16 protein-coding genes are annotated in these 18,449 nt (G+C 61.2%); 4 read left to right on the forward strand and 12 right to left on the reverse strand.

Annotated features, from left to right (window positions below; genetic code table 11):
* Positions 1 to 109 precede the first annotated feature (109 nt).
* From M0D66_RS16995 to M0D66_RS17010, 4 genes are all read right to left on the reverse strand, one after another.
* A complete protein-coding gene (locus tag M0D66_RS16995) occupies positions 110 to 928 on the reverse strand; it encodes an ABC transporter permease subunit (RefSeq protein ID WP_093647682.1) in 819 nt (272 codons plus the stop codon).
* Complete coding sequence (locus tag M0D66_RS17000) at positions 928 to 1,857, reverse strand: ABC transporter permease subunit (RefSeq protein WP_154566207.1); 930 nt, start codon at positions 1,855 to 1,857, stop codon at positions 928 to 930. Before M0D66_RS17000 ends, M0D66_RS16995 begins: the two co-directional genes overlap by 1 nt.
* Positions 1,854 to 3,020, reverse strand: coding sequence for an ABC transporter ATP-binding protein (locus M0D66_RS17005; RefSeq protein WP_211705391.1), 1,167 nt, complete (start codon positions 3,018 to 3,020; stop codon positions 1,854 to 1,856). Before M0D66_RS17005 ends, M0D66_RS17000 begins: the two co-directional genes overlap by 4 nt.
* Positions 3,021 to 3,112: 92 nt before the next feature.
* Positions 3,113 to 4,213: a polyamine ABC transporter substrate-binding protein gene (locus tag M0D66_RS17010; RefSeq protein ID WP_093647677.1), complete on the reverse strand. Its 1,101-nt coding sequence runs from the start codon at positions 4,211 to 4,213 to the stop codon at positions 3,113 to 3,115.
* 825 nt (positions 4,214 to 5,038) lie between these two features.
* Here M0D66_RS17010 and M0D66_RS17015 point away from each other — a divergent pair.
* Both M0D66_RS17015 and M0D66_RS17020 read left to right on the forward strand, forming a co-directional pair.
* The gene (locus tag M0D66_RS17015) at positions 5,039 to 6,388 is read left to right on the forward strand and encodes a phospholipase A (RefSeq protein WP_211705393.1); all 1,350 of its coding nucleotides are present in this window, start codon (positions 5,039 to 5,041) and stop codon (positions 6,386 to 6,388) included.
* A gap of 161 nt (positions 6,389 to 6,549) precedes the next feature.
* Positions 6,550 to 6,753: a DUF1289 domain-containing protein gene (locus tag M0D66_RS17020; protein ID WP_028199276.1), complete on the forward strand. Its 204-nt coding sequence runs from the start codon at positions 6,550 to 6,552 to the stop codon at positions 6,751 to 6,753.
* 139 nt (positions 6,754 to 6,892) lie between these two features.
* Here the strand turns inward: M0D66_RS17020 and M0D66_RS17025 are convergent, their stop codons facing one another.
* The 4 genes from M0D66_RS17025 to M0D66_RS17040 all read right to left on the reverse strand — a co-directional run bounded on the left by M0D66_RS17025 (position 6,893) and on the right by M0D66_RS17040 (position 11,758).
* Entirely contained in the window at positions 6,893 to 7,549 is a 657-nt protein-coding gene (locus M0D66_RS17025) for an OmpW family protein (RefSeq protein WP_211705394.1), read from the reverse strand.
* A gap of 69 nt (positions 7,550 to 7,618) precedes the next feature.
* The gene (locus tag M0D66_RS17030) at positions 7,619 to 8,809 is read right to left on the reverse strand and encodes a nitronate monooxygenase family protein (RefSeq protein ID WP_211705395.1); all 1,191 of its coding nucleotides are present in this window, start codon (positions 8,807 to 8,809) and stop codon (positions 7,619 to 7,621) included.
* 251 nt (positions 8,810 to 9,060) lie between these two features.
* Positions 9,061 to 10,653 (reverse strand): ABC-F family ATPase, encoded by a 1,593-nt coding sequence (locus M0D66_RS17035; RefSeq protein WP_093639789.1) that lies wholly within the window; start codon positions 10,651 to 10,653, stop codon positions 9,061 to 9,063.
* A 157-nt stretch (positions 10,654 to 10,810) separates the two neighbouring features.
* On the reverse strand, positions 10,811 to 11,758 hold the full coding sequence (locus M0D66_RS17040; RefSeq protein WP_211705396.1) for an NAD(P)-dependent oxidoreductase: 948 nt from the start codon (positions 11,756 to 11,758) through the stop codon (positions 10,811 to 10,813).
* Positions 11,759 to 11,949: 191 nt separating this feature from the next.
* Between M0D66_RS17040 and M0D66_RS17045 the strand changes: the two genes are divergently transcribed.
* Positions 11,950 to 12,156, forward strand: a complete 207-nt coding sequence (locus M0D66_RS17045; protein WP_054035325.1) for a dodecin — start codon at positions 11,950 to 11,952, stop codon at positions 12,154 to 12,156.
* A 177-nt stretch (positions 12,157 to 12,333) separates the two neighbouring features.
* On the opposite strand, the gene M0D66_RS17050 is transcribed toward M0D66_RS17045, so the two are convergent.
* The 4 genes from M0D66_RS17050 to M0D66_RS17065 all read right to left on the reverse strand — a co-directional run bounded on the left by M0D66_RS17050 (position 12,334) and on the right by M0D66_RS17065 (position 17,243).
* Positions 12,334 to 13,428 (reverse strand): BMP family ABC transporter substrate-binding protein, encoded by a 1,095-nt coding sequence (locus M0D66_RS17050; RefSeq protein ID WP_266211065.1) that lies wholly within the window; start codon positions 13,426 to 13,428, stop codon positions 12,334 to 12,336.
* A 67-nt stretch (positions 13,429 to 13,495) separates the two neighbouring features.
* Positions 13,496 to 14,425 carry an ABC transporter permease gene (locus M0D66_RS17055; protein WP_200566083.1) on the reverse strand — a complete coding sequence of 310 codons (930 nt, stop codon included), beginning with the start codon at positions 14,423 to 14,425 and terminating at the stop codon, positions 13,496 to 13,498.
* 18 nt (positions 14,426 to 14,443) lie between these two features.
* Positions 14,444 to 15,550: an ABC transporter permease gene (locus tag M0D66_RS17060; RefSeq protein ID WP_266211066.1), complete on the reverse strand. Its 1,107-nt coding sequence runs from the start codon at positions 15,548 to 15,550 to the stop codon at positions 14,444 to 14,446.
* Between the two features lie 91 nt (positions 15,551 to 15,641).
* On the reverse strand, positions 15,642 to 17,243 hold the full coding sequence (locus tag M0D66_RS17065) for an ABC transporter ATP-binding protein (protein ID WP_266211067.1): 1,602 nt from the start codon (positions 17,241 to 17,243) through the stop codon (positions 15,642 to 15,644).
* Between the two features lie 251 nt (positions 17,244 to 17,494).
* On the opposite strand from M0D66_RS17065, the gene M0D66_RS17070 reads away from it, so the two are divergent.
* Positions 17,495 to 18,427, forward strand: a complete 933-nt coding sequence (locus tag M0D66_RS17070; protein WP_012433318.1) for a LysR substrate-binding domain-containing protein — start codon at positions 17,495 to 17,497, stop codon at positions 18,425 to 18,427.
* The last annotated feature ends 22 nt before the right edge of the window (positions 18,428 to 18,449 follow it).

Genomic DNA, 18,449 nt, shown 5'->3' on the forward strand with positions numbered 1-18,449 from the left:
AAAGTAGGTGCCCCCCCGCACAGGGGGAACGCTAATAGACCACTAACAAAACAAGAAAAGGCCAAAGCCCTAAGAACACGGCCAAACAAGCGCTACGCAAGAGAAACCCCTATACGGCCATCACGGCCCTCTTCCTCTCAGCCCGCTGCATAAAATAATTCCCCAAAACAACCCCAACAGTAACCACAGCAATAAACAACGTAGCCAACGCATTCATCTCAGGATTCAACCCAAGCCGAACACGAGAAAAAACAACCAACGGCAACGTCGTAGACCCAGGCCCCGACAAAAACGCCGACAAAACCAGATCGTCGATAGACAAAGTAAACGACAACAACCACCCAGAAATAAGCGCCTGCGAAATCAACGGCAACGTAATGAAGAAAAACACCTTCAGCGGCGTCGCCCCTAGATCCAGCGCAGCTTCCTCAAGCGATGGATTCAACTCCTTCACCCGCGATTGCACAATGATGGCCACATACGAAATACACAACATCACGTGCCCGATCCAGATCGTGAAAATACCGCGCCCAGCAGGCCACCCCAACCACTTGGCCATTTCGATGAACAGCAGCAACAACGAGATCCCCTGAATCACCTCGGGAATCACCAGCGGCGCATTGATCATCCCGGTGTAAAGGGTAAAGCCCCGAAACCGCCCCATGCGGGCCAAGACAAACCCGGCCCACGTGCCGATAATCACCGAAGCAAACGCCGTCAGCAACGCCACCCGCAACGACAACCACGCCGCTGCGATCAACTCGTCGTCCTGCAACAACGCCGCATACCAGCGCGTCGAAAACCGCGTCCACACCGTGACCAGTTGCGATTCGTTGAACGAATACACAACCAGACTCACGATCGGAACGTAGAGGAAGAGAAAGCCGATCCCCAAAGCAATGAACTGAAAAATCCGGTTCGGCTTCATCAGCGTCTTTCCTCCATCGCCTTCGCCTGCGCGTACTGGAAAAACGCCATCGGCACCAATAACAACAACACCATCGCGCACGTCACGGCAGACGCCATCGGCCAATCGGCATTGTCGAAAAACTCATTCCACATCACGCGGCCAATCATCAACGTGTTCGCGCCGCCCAGCAATTCCGGAATCACGTACTCGCCCACCGCCGGAATAAACACCAGCAAACACCCGGCAATAATGCCGTTCTTCGACAACGGCAAGGTGATCTGCCAGAACGCCCGCCACGGCTTCGCACCGAGGTCGTAGGCAGCTTCCAGCAAGGTCATGTCCATCTTCACCAGATGCGCGTACAACGGCATCACGAGAAACGGCAGGTACGAATACACCATGCCGATATAAACCGCGGTGTTCGTGTGATACAGCTCGATCGGCGTATGGATCAGCCCGGTCGACATCAGGAAGTTGTTCAGCAAGCCGTTGTTCTTCAGGATCCCGATCCATGCATACACGCGAATCAGAAACGACGTCCAGAACGGCAGCATCACCGCCATCATCAGCAGATTCCGACTTGCCGGATTCGATCGGGCAATGTAATACGCCATCGGATAACCGATCAGCAAACACAGCAACGTGGATATCGCCGCCACCACCACCGAATTCACATAGGTCGCGAAATAAAGGCTGTCGGTCAGCAGAAACGCATAGTGCGACAGGTCCAGCGCGACGTGAACCACACCGTCGGTGTACTTGGCGAGTTCGGTATAAGGCGGAATGCCAAGCTGCAAATCGGCAAAGCTGATCTTCACGACCAGCAGGAACGGCACGAGGAAAAACAGCAGCAGCCAGATGAACGGGCCGGCCACCACCGCGGTGCGGGCAGTCAGGTTGAAACGGCGCACCGGCCACGACGCAAAAGAACTGATCGAGCGCTTCATGACGTCAGCACCACGCCGGCCGATGCGCTCCAACGCACATACACCTCGTCGCCCCAGGTGGGCGGATCGATCTCCGTTAAGGCAAGGCTCGTCACGTTGGCGATCACGGTTTTGCCGGCGTCGAGTTTCACGTGGTACAGCGAATAGCCGCCCATGTAGGCGATATTCGTGACTATGCCCTTGCCCCAGTTGTACGCACCCTCAGGCGGTTTGCGCGTGAGCGCGATGCGCTCGGGCCGCACGGAAATCGTCACCGGCATGCCGAGCGGCCCGGTGATGCCATGGCTCACGTAAAGACGGACCGGCAAGTCGGGCGTTTCGATGAATACGTGATCGGGTTCGTCTTCGACGACGTTGCCGTCGAACAGATTGGTCGAACCGATGAACTCGGCTGAAAAACGGCTATTCGGATATTCGTACACTTCATGCGGTGTGCCGAGCTGGACGATCTCGCCTTCGCTCATCACGGCAAGACGGTCCGCCATCGTCATCGCCTCTTCCTGGTCGTGCGTCACCATCATGCAGGTCACACCGACCTTGTCGAGAATGTTGACCAGTTCGATCTGCGTGCGCTGACGGATCTGCTTGTCGAGCGCGGACATCGGTTCGTCGAGCAGCAGCAGCTTCGGCCGTTTGACGAGCGAGCGCGCGAGCGCCACACGCTGCTGCTGACCGCCGGAGAGCTGATGCGGCTTGCGCTTCGCAAAACGGCCCATCTGCACGAGATCGAGCGCGGTCTGCACGCGGTCTTTCAGTTCAGACTTCGGCACGCCTTCCTGCTTAAGGCCGAAGGCGACGTTGGCCTCGACCGTCATGTGCGGAAACAGCGCGTATGACTGGAACATCATGTTGACCGGCCGGCGATAAGGCGGCAATTGCGCGAGGTCTTCGCCATCGATCAGGATCTTGCCCGATGTGATCGATTCGAGGCCGGCCAGCATGCGTAACAAGGTGGATTTGCCACAACCGGAACTGCCGAGCAGCGCGAACAGCTCGCCCTTTTTCACCGACAGGTTGACCCCTTTGACCGCTGCGGTCTCGCCGAACTTCTTCACGATGTCGACGATCTGGACGAAATTCTCTGCGGCATCGCCTGCTGCGGCGTTCAGGCCCGGGGACGGCACGGCGGTCCCTGCCAGCGCGCCCGACTGGTCACTACTCATCACAATGCTTTACTCCGGCGTTTGACGAACAAAGCCCCCGGTGGACACCGAGGGCTTCTTGATGATACTTACCCGCTCACTCTGACGGCGAATCAGCGGCCGGACTTGAATTCAGTCCACAGCCGCGTTTGCAGACGCTGGATTTCCGGCGGCAGCGGCTTCAGCAGGAACAGCGTCTTGATGACTTCAGGCGAGGGGTACACGGCCGGATCGTTCGCCACGTCCTTGTCCACATACTTGCGCGCTTCGAGGTTGGCGCTCGGATAGTAGACGGCGTTGGTGATCGCGGCATGAACCTGTGGCGTTTCGATGTAGTTGATCCACTCGAGCGCGGCTTCCTTATTCTTCGCGTCCTTCGGAATCGCCATCACGTCGAACCACACCGGGGCGCCGCCCTTCGGAATGTAGTACTCGATCTTGAAGGCTTTCTTCGCCTCGATCGCGCGATGCTTGGCGATCACGACGTCGCCCGACCAGCCGTACGCGAAGCACACGTCGCCGCCGACCAGGTCATTGATGTAGCCCGACGAGTTGAACTGCGTGATGTACGGACGGATCTTCTTCATCATCTCGAGCGCGGCGCGGTAGTCGGCCGGGTTCGTGCTCATCGGATCCTTGCCGATGTAGTGCAGCGCAGCGGCGAACATCTGGTCCGGTGCGTCGAGCACGGACACGCCGCAGGTCTTCAGCTTCGAAATGTTTTCCGGCTTGAAGAGGACGTCCCAGCTGTCGAGCGGCACGTTCTTGCCGAGGATCTGCTGCGCCTTGGTGACGTTGTAGCCGAGGCCGGTCGTGCCGTATGCCCAGGGTACCGTGTACTTGTTGCCCGGATCGGCGCCGGCCACGAGGGCCATCAGCGAGGGATCGAGGTACTTCAGGTTCGGCAGCTTCGATTTGTCGAGCGGCGCGAAGATGCCCGCGGCGATCTGCTTGCCGGCGTAGTTGCTGGTCGGCACGACGATGTCGTAACCGGAACTGCCGGTAAGGAGCTTGGCTTGCAGCGTGTCGTCGCTGTCGTAGTTGTCGTATTTGACCTGGACACCGGACTGCTTGGTGAAGTTCGGAATGGTGTCCTTGGCGATGTAATCGGACCAGTTATACACGTTGAGCTGCGTGTCTTTCGCAGCAGCCGTCAACCACGGTGTTGCGCACAGAACCAGTGCCGCCACTTGTCCCACTACCCGTCTTTTCATCCCGTTCTCCGATCCTGGCCGGCCCGATCCGGCTGTCTTCAACCACGCCGCGGCACACCGCACGCGGCTCCCCTGAAAAATCCGAAAACTACCATTAATTATTGCGCGCACCAAAAAAAATGCTGGGCTGTCGCGCAAACGGTACAGCGTAAGCCGCGCCGCTACAAAATGGGCGCAATTTTAGCGGGTTATCGGCGCGTGTCTACCCGAAAAAAACACCAGTGACGGCCTTGGTGTTATCTCGTTGTCAAGTTACGGCCGCCGCGCCCCATCGGGTTCGCATCAAGGCAGCAGCCAGAGGCCGTTTCCCGCGAATCTTATGCCTTACAGCTAACCTCGATGCGAGCGTAAGCCACCCGTCGCGCCACGGTGCACAATACCGTAGAGAGCCTTGTAGACGGTACGGCGCGAACCACGCGGACGTACCTTCGGGACTGGCTCCCTGGCCTCGCTGCGTCGCGTGCCGGGTTCGCTGCGGGCACGTCACTTGCGCATGAGTGCGGTCTCAAATCTCCAGGTATCGATCAACACGAATCCGTCCGCGTTGCGACCGAACCGCCGTCGGCGTCTGCCGGACGGCAGACCGGCTGGCCTGACTGTCGGCGGCGTTCATCATCCTGCTGAATATGGCGCTGCTATGGCAGTTGGCATTCGGCGGATGAAGTGGTGGGCCGGCTACTCCCCGCATTGTGTTTGCGAATGAAGCCGGTTTGTAAGTATTCTCTTAGAAATTCCTGATGACCTGCGATGCCGCTGTCTTACCGCGGTGCCGCCTCGCCGTCTTGCCGCCTCGCTCACGCTCCCCTGTTCTCTGGACGACAGCCCATGCGCTTTTTCGCTTCGCTTGCCCGCCTCGCCCCCGATACGTCACTTCAAAGTCAGCGCGCCGTCCAGCGCAATTCACGCACCGTCTTGCTGTCCACCCTCCTCGCCATCGTCACCATCGGCGCCTTCTGCGGCGAGGCCCGCGCGACGGTCGCGATGCTGCAGCCGGCGCGCGTCGCCGCTGCCAACGAGCCATTGCAAATCACGCTGCTCTATTCCGCCGACGACGCCCGCGCCCTCACCGTCACCGTCCCGCCGACGATCCGCGTCACCTTGACCGGTGCCGAGGAGTCGCCGCAGCCGCTCGACCTGCAGCGCGAACCTGGCGTGCCCGACACGCTGCATCTGCGGCCAGGTCAATTCCGCAAAGTGCGTTTCTCGGCACCCTGGCCGCAGTCGGCACGCGGCGAAGTGCGTATCGATCCAGTGGGCTTCGACGCGTCGCCGGCGCTCGTCGCGATCAATCGTGGCCCGCAGCAGGACGCCATCGCCCAAGCAGAACGCGCGGAAAGCGAAGCGAGCACGCCTGCCCAGGCGGCCGAAGCGGCCGCGGCCGCGGCCGCGGCCGTGGGCGGCCCGACAGGCGACGCGATGTCGCCGCCCGGCGACTCGCTCTCCACCACCGGACGTGGCGTGCTCGCGCACGTCTCCTACTACGAGCCGATGTACATCGCCTTCGGCCACAATGGCGATACGAACGCCCGGCTGCAACTGAGCTTCAAATACCGCATCCTGATGCCCGACGATCTGCGCTCGAAGGCGTTCCTCGACAACCTGTACTTCGCCTACACGCAGACCTCGATCTGGGATCTGTCCGCCGACTCACGGCCGTTCCGCGATACGACCTACTCCCCGCAGTTGTTCTACTACGTGCCGGACACCGGTTGGCACAGCCCGTTTTTCACGCGCATGGGTTTTGCAGCAGGTATCGCGCATGAATCGAACGGCAAGGCGGGTACCGACTCGCGCAGCATCAACATGCCCTTTATCCGCCCGACATGGGAATTCGGCGATCTGACGGGCAACCATCTGACCGTCTCGCCAAAAATCTATTACTACCTTGGCACGAGCAACAACCCCGATATCGCCGACTATCGCGGCTACGTCGACCTGTTGGTCAAATACGGCAGCCCGGACGGCTGGCAACTCGCAACCACGCTGCGCAAGGGTACCAAGCACTGGTACGGCAGTGTTGATTCGCAATTCACCTATCCTCTCGCCAAGCTGCTCGGCAGCAAGTGGGGCGGGTATATCTGGGTCGGATACTTCAACGGCTACGGCGAGGATCTGCTCGATTACAACAATCGGCAGCACTGGATGGCACGGGTCGGGTACAGCATCGCGCGCTGAGGAAGGTCGGGGGTTAGGCGTTGATGGTTTTGAAGCTGCCGGGTTCAAGCCAGAACACCGCCGGATGCTGCCAATCGTGCAGGGTTCCTGGCCGCTTCGGGGGCGTGGCCGCCGCATCGGATAACATAGCGGAACTTCGCTTCTCCGCCCCAAGGTTTCCGATGGCTTCGAATCTCCACGATCTTCCCGACAGCCCGTGCATCGGTGTCTGTTCCACGCTTTTCGACGAGGTCTGCAAAGGCTGCGGCCGCACCGCCACCGAAGTGTCCAACTGGGTGTTCCTGAGCGACGAGGAAAAACGCGCGGTGTGGGTACGCATCGAGCAGGACGGCACTGCCATGCGTTTCAAGAACGACAAGCTGTAGCCTCTTGCAGCACTGTGGCCGGCCGCATCGGCCCTCCTGCCGGAAAACCCGTCTCCCGATCGACATAGCAATTGCAATAAAAAACGCCGGACATTCCGGCGTTTTTTGCGTGACGAACGCGGCTTCTCGAGCGCGGCAATCAGAACCGCATACCGACACCCAAACCGACCACCACCGGGTCGATATTCAAGCGGCCGAGCGACTGACCGCCAAGCGTTGCATCGGTGTGCATCCAGATCTTCTTGATGTCCGCATTGACGAACAGCGACTTGGTCACCTGCACGTCCACACCTGCCTGCAACGCGGGGCCGAAGCTGTGGTTTGTGATCGAGATCGGCTGACCGCCTGCGTTCAGGCCGTTGTTATAGAACAACGTGTAGTTCAGACCCGCCCCAACGTACGGACGGATGCGCCCCGCGTGGTTGAAGTGATATTGCAGCAGCAGCGTGGGCGGCAACACGTTCACACCGCCGAGATTGCCGAGACCCGACGTCAACTGATGACGCGACGTGCCGAGAATCAGCTCGACGCCGAGGTAGTCGCGGATCATGTAGGTCAGATCCAGCTCCGGCACGATGGCATTGTTGACGTCTACATTAAGCGCCGACAGCGACTGGCTGGTCCCCACGTTCGGCATGATGCTGATTGCGCGCAGACGCACCAGTACGTCGCCGGCGTGAATGCCGCTCATCTGGTCGTCGCCGGCAGCCTGTGCCGGCAAGGCCAGCGCGCCCGCGCCTAGTAGGCACGTCGCGACAGCAGCGGCCTTGATTCTGTTCCTGAGCAAGTGCTTCATGTGCTTCCCCGAGTGTTGTTTGCGTGCGGGGATTGTCGAAGGTCTTGTCAGGTTTCACGTTGACCCGCATCAACCCAGCGAGAACGCCCAACGACCTGCGACAGCGGGTCGCGTCGCACCGGTCAGGAGCAGTTCGATCAGGTCATGGACGCTGCGGATGGCCGTGTCGAACGGCAAGGCTTCGCGGCCGCGAAAGAACAGGCCGTTAGCCACGTCACCGCGCAATGCCGCGGCGAGTCGCGTGTCGATACAGAAGTGGCCGAACTTTTCGACACCGTCGCGCCAGCCACAAACGCTGAGGCATTCGAGCGCGGTCGGACAGGTGTGTTTGAGCGCGCCGATCTTCTCGCGGATCTTCGTCTCGTGACGCAGATAACGCATCAGCCATGGTGTTTTAACAGCGCGCGCAGGCAACCCCGTCACGCTGACGAATTCGACAATGTCGTCGGGTGTCGCTTCGGCCAGTACGCGTTTGAAGTTCGGATGCGCATCACCTTCTTCGGTGACGGCGAACGGCGTGCCGAGCTGCACGCCGCTGGCACCGGCGCTCAGCAACTCGCGCACAGCTTCGTGACTATTAATGCCGCCCGCGACGATCAAGGGCACGTCTTCCCGACGCAAACCAAGCGACGTGAATACCGCATCGAGTTCCTCAAGCACACGCAAGAATTCGAAGCGTGGGTCATGCATGTCAGAGAGATTGCTCACGCCGAGATGGCCGCCTGCGTGGGCCGGATGTTCGATCACGACGGCATCGGGCAGACGGCCTTTTTTCATCCACTTCTTCAGCACCAGCGCGACGCCGCGGCTATCCGACAGAATGGGGATCAGCGCGATGTCGTGGCTTTGGGTCATGTCCGGCAAATCGAGCGGTAAGCCGGCGCCCATGACAATTGCATCGGCGCCGTTTTCGCAAGCGACGCGCACGTACTCCGCTTGCGCGTTGACCGCTTTCATCACGTTGACGGCGATCATGCCGCGGCCTTCGCTGAGCGCTTTGGCGGTGTGGATTTCACGCGCCAGCGCGGTGAGGTTCGCCTGTTCGAGCATAGCCCGGTCGGGAGATTGCCGGCAGCGTTCGATCAGATCGGGATGATGATGGCGCAGGTCGATGCTGGCGATGGTGCCGAGTGCGCCTTCGCGGGCGACGCTGCCGGCGAGGCGGTGGGCCGAGATGCCGACGCCCATGCCGCCTTGCACGATTGGAAGCAGCGAGCGGCCGCGGATAACAAGTGGTGGGAAAGAGTGAGAGGTGTGCATTGACGACCCGATGGATGGACTATCGAAGCGGTGATCATCGATTGTCGGGCGCGGCGTGCGTTGCTTTGGGTCAATAAGGCTGTTTGCCCGTTTGATTTTGAGACCGGTTGGTTGACGTTGGTCACTTCAAGGTGAGATTGATTCGCGCGGACGGAGCAACCAGGACCCGCGTGCAGAACGCCCACCATGAAAAAAGCCCGCTTCTTTCGAAGCGGGCTTTTTCTTGCACTACACCGTAAAGCAGAGAGCGCTTACTGCACGCCCTGGCTCAACAGGAAGTCTTCATAGTTGCCGCCGAAGTCGTTCAGCGTGCCATCGGTACGCACTTCGATGATTCGGTTCGCGAGGCCACTCACGAACTCACGGTCGTGCGAGACGAAAATCAGCGTGCCTTCGTACTTGTCGAGCGCGATCTGCAGCGATTCGATCGACTCCATGTCCATGTGGTTGGTCGGCTCGTCCATCAGCAACACGTTGTGACGGCCCAGCATCAACTTGCCCCAGATCATGCGGCCCTTCTCACCACCAGAGAGCACCTTGACCGACTTGCGGATGTCGTCGGCATTGAACAGCAGACGGCCGAGCGTGCCGCGCACCATCTGCTCGTCGTCGCCTTCCTGACGGTAGCCGTCGATCCAGTCCATCAGCGTGACGTCGGTCGGAAACTCTTCATACGTATCCTGCGGCATGTAGCCGACGTTCGCGTTTTCCGCCCACTTCACGGTACCGTGATCGAGCGTGAGCTTGCCGAGCAGCGAACGCAACAGCGTGGTCTTACCCGCGCCGTTCTCGCCGATGATCGCGATACGCTCGCCCGGCTGCACGCTGACACTGAAGTCGTTGAAAATCTGACGCTCGTACTTCTTCGAGATCTTGTCCGCCACCACCGCGATGTTGTGCAGCTTCTTCTCGTACTCGAAGCGGATGAACGGGTTCTGGCGCGACGACGGCTTGAATTCCTCGATCTTGATCTTGTCGATCATCTTCAGACGGCTGGTGGCCTGACGCGCCTTCGACTTGTTCGCCGAGAAGCGGCGCACGAAGTCCTGCAGGTCGGCGACGCGTTCCTTCGCCTTGGCGTTGGCGTTCTGCTGACGCTCGCGCGCCTGCGTGCTGGCCAGCATGTAGTCGTCGTAGTTGCCGGGATAGACCTTCAGCGTGCCGAAGTCCATGTCGGCCATGTGTGTGCAAACCTGGTTCAAAAAGTGACGATCGTGCGAGATGATGATCATCGTCGAGTTGTACTGGTTGAGCACGTCTTCCAGCCAACGGATCGAGTTGATGTCCAGGTTGTTGGTCGGTTCGTCCAGCAGCAGCACGTCCGGCTTCGAGAACAGCGCCTGCGCGAGCAGCACGCGCAGTTTCCAGCCCGGTGCGACGTTGCTCATCGGGCCATTGTGGTCTTCGATAGCGATGCCGATGCCGAGCAGCAGCTCGCCCGCGCGCGCTTCGGCGGTGTAACCGTCGTACTCGGCGAACTTCGCTTCGAGTTCGGCGGCGTGCATGTAGTCGTCGTCGGTGGCGTCAGGGTTTGCGTAGATCGCGTCGCGCTCGGTCATGGCAGCCCACATTTCCGTGTGGCCCATCATCACGACGTCGAGCACGCGCACGTCTTCGTACGCGAACTGATCCTGACGCAGCTTGCCGAGGCGCACGTTCGGTTCGAGCATCACGTTGCCGGAGCTCGGTTCCAGATCGCTACCCAGGATCTTCATGAAGGTAGACTTGCCGCAACCGTTCGCACCGATCAGGCCGTAGCGGTTCCCTTCCCCGAATTTGACCGAGATGTTCTCGAAGAGGGGCTTTGGCCCGAATTGCATGGTGATATTGGCGGTAGACAGCACGGCGCGTCCTTTAAGGTGATATCGGCGAACAACCCAATATTTTAGCAGGTTATCGCGAATTCAACCCACGCGAGCGCCGTGCTCGCGCGTTTCGACGCCGCTTTTACGGTCGGTTTGCGCCCCGTTTGCGCCCGATTTGCGCCTCCCCGCCTGCCTTCTAGCCGCCGCGCGGCGTCTGCAAAACGTCGATGAAGGCCGACAGATCGGCCTCGCCCAGCCCCATCGCCGCGCCGAGCCGCAGCAGTTGCTGGACCGTCGACGAAACCGGCATCGGCGTGCCGGTCTCGTACGCCGTCGCGGCGACCGTGTCGATGTCCTTCTGGAACGTACGGAATGCGCCGATCGGCGCGAGGCCGCTTTGTGTCATGCGCGGCACGAAAATCTGCAGCAGCACTGAATCGGCCCAACCGCCAGCGAGACCTTCCGTCAGTTTTGAGGCGTCGATGCCGCTGCGCTGCGCAAGGCTCACGGCCTCGGCGATCGCTGCCAGGGTCGCGGTGACGATGGTCTGATTGCACAGCTTGGTGGTTTGCCCCGCCCCAACGTCGCCCATGTGCGTGACACGGGACGAATACGCGCCAAGGAACGGCGTGACCGCCTCGACGTCCGCTGCGGCGCCGCCCGCCATGATCGCCAGCGTGCCCGCCGTCGCGCCCGCTACGCCACCGGATACCGGCGCGTCGATCCAGCCGACGCTTGCAGTGCCTGCGCCCGCAGGCTTGAGGTCTTGTCCGCCCTCACCCGTAGCAGCAATCGGACCTTCCGCCGCCGCGCGCTGCGCGAACGTGCGCGTCGCGGCCGGCGGAATGCTCGAGTGATCGACGATCCAGCGCACGCATCTCGGCACGGTGGCATCCGCGCTCAACAGTCCCTCGGCACCGAACACCGTTTCTTCAACCGCCGCCGCATCCGCGACGCACAACAGCACCGCTTCGCACCGCGAGGCCAGTTCGCGCGGCGTATCGACCACCTTGGCGCCGTCCGCCAGCAACGCTTCCGCCTTGGCTCGTGTGCGATTCCAGACATGCACCGTATGCCCCGCGCGCAGCAGATGCCGGATCATCGGCGCGCCCATCAGACCAGGACCGCAAAAACCAATTTCCACTTTCAAGCCTCGTCAGGTTTCAGATTGAGTTGCGCGAACATCATAACGGCCTCGCCTCACCGCGGCATATCGGGCACGCGATGTGCGGAATGATCCGCTCACATGCAGGGCATGGGGACATGGAGGACGTCGACAGCAATCCATTGCCTATACTTTTTTTGCACACCAACGAAGGTCAAAGGAGGAAGTTCATGTCAGAACATGTTTACAAACAAATCGAACTGACCGGCTCATCGACCAAATCGATCGACGACGCAATCAGCACCGCGATTAAAAAAGCGTCGAAGACGCTGCGCAATCTGCACTGGTTCGAAGTGACGGAAACACGGGGCCAGATCGAGAACGACAAGGTCGCCTACTGGCAGGTGACCATCAAGGTCGGCCTACGCATCGACTAGCGCTTCGCCCGAAACATCTCCAACACATAATCCGAAGCAAAAAAAAGCTGCGTCCGTACTGGACGCAGCGTCTTAAAGCAGCGGTTGCTGAGACCGCCGCCTGGTCGATTGTTACCCGGTCATTCGCGACCCGGTCGATCCTTACGCGATTCGTTCTAGACGATCGCGCGAGCCGGATTACTTCGGCAGCGTACCGTCTACGCCTTCCACATACCAGTTCAAGCGTTGCAGTTCCGGATCGGTCAGCGTCTTGCCTGCCGGCACCTTCACCGCGCCGGACTGATCCTTGATCGGACCGGTGAAGACGTCCCACTTGCCGCCAGCCAGGTCGTCGCGCTTCGCCGCCACCTGCTTCTGCGCATCGGCCGGAATCGCCGACGTATTCAGGTCTTCAAGATTGACGGCCTTCTGCGGAATGCCCCACCACACCGGATCGTTCTTCCACTTGCCGTCCAGCACCTGCTGAATGGCCGCGTTGTAGTACACGCCCCAGTGCGCGACCACCGAACCGAGGTGCGCATCAGGACCGAACTTCTTCATGTCCGAATCCCAGCCGAACGCATGCACGTGCTTTTCCGAGGCGGTCGCGAGCGTCGCGCTCGAATCGGTGTTTTGCAGCAGCACGTCGGCGCCCTGGCCGATCAGTGTTTCAGCGGCCTGCTTTTCCTTGCCCGGATCGAACCAGCTGTTGATCCAGATGACCTTGGTGTGGATCTTCGGATTTACCGAACGCGCGCCGAGCGTGTATGCGTTGATGTTGCGGATCACTTCAGGAATCGGCACCGATGCGACAAAGCCCAGCGTGTTGGTCTTCGTCACATAACCCGCAGCGACGCCTGCCAGGTAGGCGCCCTGGTACATGCGCACGTCATAGGTGCCGAAGTTCGGCGCCTTCTTGTAGCCGGTTGCGTGCAGGAACACCGTATCCGGGAAGTCCTTTGCGACCTTCAGTTCGAAGTCCTGGTAGCCAAAGCTCGAACCGATGATGATCTTGTTGCCCTTGTTCGCCAGATCGCGGAACACACGTTCCGAGTCGGCCGATTCCGGCACGTTCTCGATGCGGGTGATCTTGATCTTGTTGCCGAACTTCGCTTCGGCTTCCTTCGAGCCCTGATCGTGCGCGAAGGTCCAGCCGGCGTCGCCCGGATTGCCGAGGTAGACGAACGCGACGCCCGGTGCGTCGGCCGCCTGCGCGGTTTGCGCGAGCGGCGCGGCAAGCACCAGGGAAGCTGCGCCCCATGCGAAGGCGGTCAGCAGATTTCTTCTCTTCATGTTTTCTCCTGTCGTGTTTGTCGATTGATTTGAAACGTGTGGTCGGTCATTTGAAGCGACAAGCGTGTCATCCCGCCGAGAAAAACGGCTTGCCAAGCGACGCGGGCGCATTCAGACGAATTGTGTTCGGGTTACGCGAAATCAGCACGAGCACGACGACGGTCGCGACGTACGGCAGCATCGCCAGAAACTGTGTCGGCACCGGCACGCCGATGGCCTGAGCGTAAAACTGCAGACCCGTCACGGCGCCGAACAGCAGCGCGCCGATCAGCAGACGCCCCGGGCGCCATGTCGCGAACACCACCAGCGCGAGCGCGATCCAGCCGCGGCCCGACGTAAGCTGTTCCTGCCACAAGTGCAGGTTGACGATCGAGTAATAGCCGCCGGCGAGACCCGCCATGCCGCCGCCGAAGGCCACCGCGCCGTAACGCACACCGACCACCGGAAAGCCGACCGAGTGCGCCACTTGCGGCGATTCGCCGACCGAACGCAGCACGAGGCCCGCACGCGTACGGTACAGAAACCACCAGATCACCGCGAACATCAGAAATGCAAGGTAATCGAGCGGCGTGAGGCTGAAGAGCGCGGGTCCGAGCACCGGGATCTTCGAGAGACCCGGAATGGTCCACGTGTCGATCGTGGCGCGCACCGCGGCCGACGTGTACGGCTTGCCGACATAGGCCGACAGGCCGATGCCGAAGATAGTCAGCGACAGGCCGGTGGCGACCTGGTTGGCGAGCATGGTCAGCGTGAGGAACGCGAACAGCAGCGACATCGCGAGACCCGCGCCGATCGCGGCGACCACGCCGAGCCACGGGTTGCCGGTAATGGCGGTGACCGCGTAGCCGGTCACGGCGCCCATCAGCATCATGCCTTCAACGCCGAGATTGAGAACGCCCGATTTCTCGGTGACGAGTTCGCCCGCGCCCGCGAACATCAGCGGGATTGCGGCGGTGACGGCGCTCGAGGTGAGCGCGCTGGCTTGTTGAATATCCATGGAGATCCGCCGGGAAAATCAGTGGGCCTGCGCGGCGGCGGAGCGCCGGCGCACGCGGTAGTTCACGAACAGGTCGGCGCCCAGCAGGCAGAACAGCAGCAGCCCCTGGAACACGCCGGAGAGCGCCTGCGGCAATTGCATCGAGGTCTGCACCGCTTCGCCGCCGAGGTACAGCAGCGCCATCAGCAAGCTCGCGAGCACGATGCCGACAGGATGCAGCCGTCCCACGAACACGACGATGATCGCGGTGAAGCCGTAGCCCGGCGACCATGTCGCCTGCAACTGGCCGATCGGACCGGCGATCTCGCCCATTCCGGCGAGACCCGCCAGACCGCCACTGATCAGCAACGACGTCCAGATGGTTTTCTTGTCGGAGAACCCGGCGTAGCGCGCAGCAAGCGGCGCGAGACCGCCGACATTCATCCGGTAGCCCGCGAAACTCTTGCGCATGAAAAGCCACACACACGGAATTACAATCAAGGTGATGAACACGGATGCGTTCAGCCGCGTGCCGCGCAGCCATTTCCAGTGCCAGTCGCCGGAAAAGGTCGGGTACAGCGCGTCGCCGCTGAACATCTCCGAAAGCGGGAAGTTCATGCCCTGCGGATCGCGCCACGGGCCGCTCACCAGATAGATCAGCAGCTGCGTGGCCACATACGTGAGCATCAGGCTGACGAGAATCTCGTTGGTATTGAAGCGGCTTTTCAGGAGCGCGGGAATCGCGGCCCACACCATGCCGCCGAGCACGCCGGCGACCATCATGGTTGGCAGAATCCACCAGCCGGTGGCCTGATCGAAATAGATCGCGACACCGCTGGCGGCAATACCGCCAAGCAGCATCTGCCCTTCAGCGCCGATGTTCCAGACGTTGGCGCGATAACCGATCGCGAGGCCGAGGCCGATCAGGCACAAGGGCGAAGCCTTCAGCAGCAGTTCGGACCAGCCGTTCACGCTGGAGAGCGGTTCGATGAAAAACGCGTGCATGGCTGCGAGCGGATCACGGCCGACCAGGCTGAAGATCAGGAAGCCGATCACGAGCGTGAGCAACGCGGCGATCAGCGGCACGGCGATCTGCATCGTGCGCGAGGGCGTCGTGCGTGCTTCGAGTCGATACGGAAGAATCATGGGAGCGTGTGCTTATGTGAGTGCTTGTATCTGGTTCTGGTGCTTATGGAGCTTTAGCGTCGGTCAGCTATCCGATCGCGCATCGATCCGTTCAGGCATGCGCCGGCTGTTCCGCCGACGGCGCCGCGCCCTCGCGGTCGCCGAACAGGCCCGCCATCCAGCGGCCGATTTCCTCGGCATTGGTCGCCCCCGTGGCACGCACCGGCGAGAGTCTGCCACCGGCCAGCACCGCGATGCGATCGCAGATGTCGAACAACTCCTCCAGTTCTTCGGAGATCACCAGAATCGCCACGCCGCGGGCGGACAGGTCCAGCAACTGCTGACGAATAAACGCTGACGCGCCAACGTCGACGCCCCAGGTCGGCTGCGCGACCACCAGCACCTTGGGCGCCTGCAGAATCTCGCGACCCATGATGTATTTCTGCAGATTGCCGCCGGAGAGACTTTGCGCCAACGCTTCCGAGCCGCCGCAACGCACGTCGAAGGCTTCGATACAACGCTTGGCGAAAGCGCGCATGGCGCCCGCCTTGATCCAGCCAGAGTTCACCATCTGCTGTCGATGCGCCGTAAGCAGCGCGTTTTCCGACAGCGTCATCGCCGGCACCGCGCCGCGGCCGAGACGCTCTTCCGGCACGAAACCAAAACCGAGCGCACGCCGGCCGCCTGCGCCGAGGCGCCCTGCCGCCTTGCCGCAGATCGTGACCGCATCGGCACGCACGCCGCGCTTTTCACCGGAGAGCGCCGACAGCAATTCGGCCTGGCCGTTGCCCGACACACCCGCAATGCCGAAGATCTCACCCGCATGCACGCCGAACGACACGTTATTGAGCGACGTGCCGAACGGATCGTCGCTTTCCACCGACAACTGCTTCACGTCGAGCAACACCGCACCCGGCGTGTGTTCACGGCGCGTGTAATCCGGCAGCGAATGACCGACCATCAGTTGCGCTAGCGACGCGTGCGTTTCTTCTTTCGGCTTCACGTGACCGGTCACGCGGCCGCCGCGCATTACGGTGGCGGTGTCGCACAGCTCCTGGATTTCGTCGAGCTTGTGGCTGATGTAGAGGATGCTGCAACCTTCCGCAGCGAGCCGCCGCAACGTCTCGAAGAGCTTGCGGACCGCTTGCGGCGTGAGCACCGAAGTCGGTTCGTCCATGATCAGGAGACGCGGATTCTGCAGCAGGCAGCGCACGATCTCGACGCGCTGCCGCTCGCCCACTGTCAGGCTATGCACATGACGTTGCGGGTCGATGTCGAGGCCATAGTCGGCGGAGACTTCGCGGATGCGTTTAGAGAGCGTCTTCAGATCGAAGGGTTCGTCGAGCGCGAGCGCGATGTTTTCGCCGACCGTGAGCGTCTCGAACAGCGAAAAATGCTGGAACACCATGCCGATGCCGAGCTTGCGCGCCGCCGCCGGGCTCGCGATCTCGACCGGCTGGCCTTCCCATTGGATCTCGCCAGCGTCGGGCCGCACCGCGCCGTAGATGATTTTCATCAACGTGCTTTTGCCGGCGCCGTTTTCGCCGAGCACGGCATGGATTTCACCCGGCGCGACGATCAAAGTGACGTCGTCATTGGCGCGTACGGCCGGGTACTGTTTGGTGATGCCCTGAAGCATCAACCGGGGCGCCGCCTGTTCCGGCCTGTTTGCCGGCTGCGCGGCGGCGCCGTCGCTATAAGAAGAGTCGCTCATGTGATTCCGTAGTACGTCAGAGACTGCCGGTTGCAGCGCGTCCGCCCGCCCTGTCAGCAGACGATCCGTCACCACAACCGGATGACAATACCTAAATCGACCGGCTCAGTCGAGCCGTCAAAATTCCCCGCAAACCCCCGTCGCAGCGTGCTCTGCGGGTATCCCACTCTTGACGTGGCTTTGTGTTCATATTAAAAGCCATATACACCCACGCCCGCTCGATCAGCCAGAACATATATTTCGGAGAAGTCATGAGTCAGCAACGCGAGGCGATCGATACGTATCTATTACGCGTCTTGCACACCCTGTTGATGGAACGCAGCGTCACGCGCGCGGCCGTCAAACTGAATCAATCGCAACCCGCCATCAGCGCGGCCCTGCGCCGTTTGCGCGACATCACCGGCGATCCGCTGCTGGTGCGCGGCAAATCCGGCATGGTGCCGACCGAGTACGGCCTGCGCCTCCTCGAACCGGTGCAAAACGCGCTGCGCGAAATCGAACGCATCAAGTTCCAGCAGCACAACTTCGATCCCGCCACGTCCATTCGTTGCTACCGGATCGGCTGCCCGGACTACCTGAACGTGCTGTTCGTGCCGACGGTGGTGGAACGCTTTCGTCAGGCCGCGCCGAATGCGACGCTCGAGTTTCACTCGCTCGGGCCGGCGTTCGACTACGAACTCGCGCTCGAGGACGGCAAGCTCGACATCGTGGTCGGCAACTGGCCGGAACCGCCGGAGCAGTTGCACCTGTCGAACCTGTTCGTCGATCAGATCGTCTGCCTGATGAGCAATGCGCATCCGTTCGCCAAACGCGGCGGGTTGACGCTCGACCAGTACCTGAATGCGCCGCATCTTGCGCCTACTCCTTACTCGGTGGGCCAACGCGGCGCGATCGACGTGCATCTCGCGCGCGAGCGGTTAAAGCGTCACGTGGTCGTCACGTTGCCGTACTTCAATCTGGCGCCTTACGTGCTGATCAAGTCCGATCTGATCTTCACGACGACGCGCCTGTTTGCCGACTACTACGCCAAGTTCCTGCCGCTGACCGTGGTGCCCGCACCGCTCGATTTCCCGCCGATGCAGTACTACCAGTTGTGGCACGAACGCGTGCATTACTCCGACGAAGTGCGCTGGCTGCGCAGTCTGGTTGCCGAGGCCACCAAGACGTTGATCGACAAGCCTTGATCTTTTTCCGCGCTCTATCGGC

Origin of the sequence: Paraburkholderia sp. SECH2 (assembly GCF_030464795.1) — a bacterium.
Lineage (GTDB): Bacteria > Pseudomonadota > Gammaproteobacteria > Burkholderiales > Burkholderiaceae > Paraburkholderia > Paraburkholderia aspalathi.